At 51.2% G+C, this 1,575-nt stretch carries 1 protein-coding gene; it reads left to right on the top strand.

Annotated elements, in window-relative coordinates:
* Positions 1-65 precede the first annotated feature (65 nt).
* Positions 66-1,575, top strand: a protein-coding gene (locus tag ACT3S4_RS14290) for an IS3 family transposase (protein WP_444761299.1) whose coding sequence is annotated in 2 segments (ribosomal slippage) — positions 66-519 and positions 519-1,575 — 1,511 coding nt annotated over the 2 segments. Because the reading frame shifts where the segments join, the coding sequence is not laid out codon by codon here. This gene is flagged as partial in the annotation.

Here is a 1,575-nt window from a genome sequence, read left to right as displayed (position 1 = left end):
CCCCCTATGGCAGGATAGTTGTCACCCCTAAATAATAATTCCAAAGGGGACAATGAGGACACATCATGCCACGATATAGCGAAGAACGTAAACAGGCTATACTCAGCAAACTGCTACCCCCTCTGAGCCTAAGTGTTGCCGAGGTTTCAAGAAGTGAAGGCATCGGATTACAGACCCTGTATAATTGGCGTGCCCAAGCTAGAGAACAAGGTCACCCCATGCCATCGAACCATAAAACCCCTGATGACTGGTCAAGCGAAACCAAGCTTGCCACCATTATAGAGACGGCCACCCTAAGCGAGAGTGAACTTAGCGAATACTGCCGCAGCAAAGGCCTATATGTTGAGCAAATCAAAGCGTGGCGTACTGACGCCTTACAAGGCTTTAGCAGCAGCAAACAACAAAGCCTGAAAGACAAGCGTCAGCAGCAGAGCGATCGCAAACAGATCAAACAACTCACCCGAGAGCTTGCTCGAAAAGAAAAGGCTTTAGCTGAAACTGCCGCCTTACTGGTATTGCGAAAAAAGTTGGAAGCGTTTTGGGAGGAGCACGAGGACGACTGACCTTGCTCCCTAAGCGCAAGCAATACATAGACTGGATACAAGAGGCCAATCACTCAGGAGCCAGACTTAACCTTGCCTGTATTGAAGTTGGCATTAGCATCCGCACCTATCGGCGCTGGTACCGCGCAGGTCACGTGAATGGTGATAAACGGTGTGACGTCGTGCGCCAAGCTCCTAAGAATAAACTGAGCGCCTCTGAACAAGCCGCCATCCTAGCCGTGTGCAATCAGCCCCGCTTTGCCAGTCTGCCGCCCACCCAAATTGTACCGACCCTGCTTGATGAGGGGATATATCATGGCTCAGAGTCTACCTTTTATCGGGTGCTGAGGCAGCATGAGCAATTGGCTCACCGCGGTCGTGCACTTGCCCCTAAAGCCTCAAGCGCCCCAAAGACCTTTACTGCCACTGGCCCTTGCCAAGTGTTCTGCTGGGATATCACCTATCTGCCAAGTCCGGTACGGGGTCAGTTCTATTATTTGTACATGATAGAGGATGTCTATAGCCGTAAAATTGTTGGCTGGGAGGTTTATGACCACGAGTCAGGTGTACTGGCAGCTCAGCTGCTTGCGCGTACTTTAATCAGTGAGAATGCATTGCACACTGGGGTGGTGCTACACTCAGACAATGGGGCACCGATGAAAGCTCAAACCATGCGCATGAAAGCGTATGAGCTTGGGGTACTCACCTCTTACAGCAGACCGCGTGTCAGTAATGACAACCCGTTTGCAGAGTCTTTATTTAAAACCTGCAAGTATCGCCCTAATTGGCCTATCGATGGCTTTAAGAGCTTAGATGCGGCAAGACGATGGATGCTGAGCTTCACGCGCTGGTACAACAATGAGCATAAGCACAGTCAGCTGAACTTTGTGACGCCCAATCAGCGCCATACGGGTGAGGATAAGGAAGTACTGGCGAAGCGTCTGCTCACGATGCAGCGCGCTAAAGATGAAAACCCGATACGCTGGGGAACTCAGGAGGTGAGGAACTGCGAGCCTGTAGGGCCAACAACGCT

The sequence above is a fragment of the Psychrobacter sp. AOP30-A2-5 genome, from assembly GCF_052378115.1.
Taxonomy (GTDB): Bacteria; Pseudomonadota; Gammaproteobacteria; order Pseudomonadales; family Moraxellaceae; genus Psychrobacter.
Note: the sequence above shows the minus strand (reverse complement) of the source record. Positions and strands in the feature narration are given on the sequence as shown.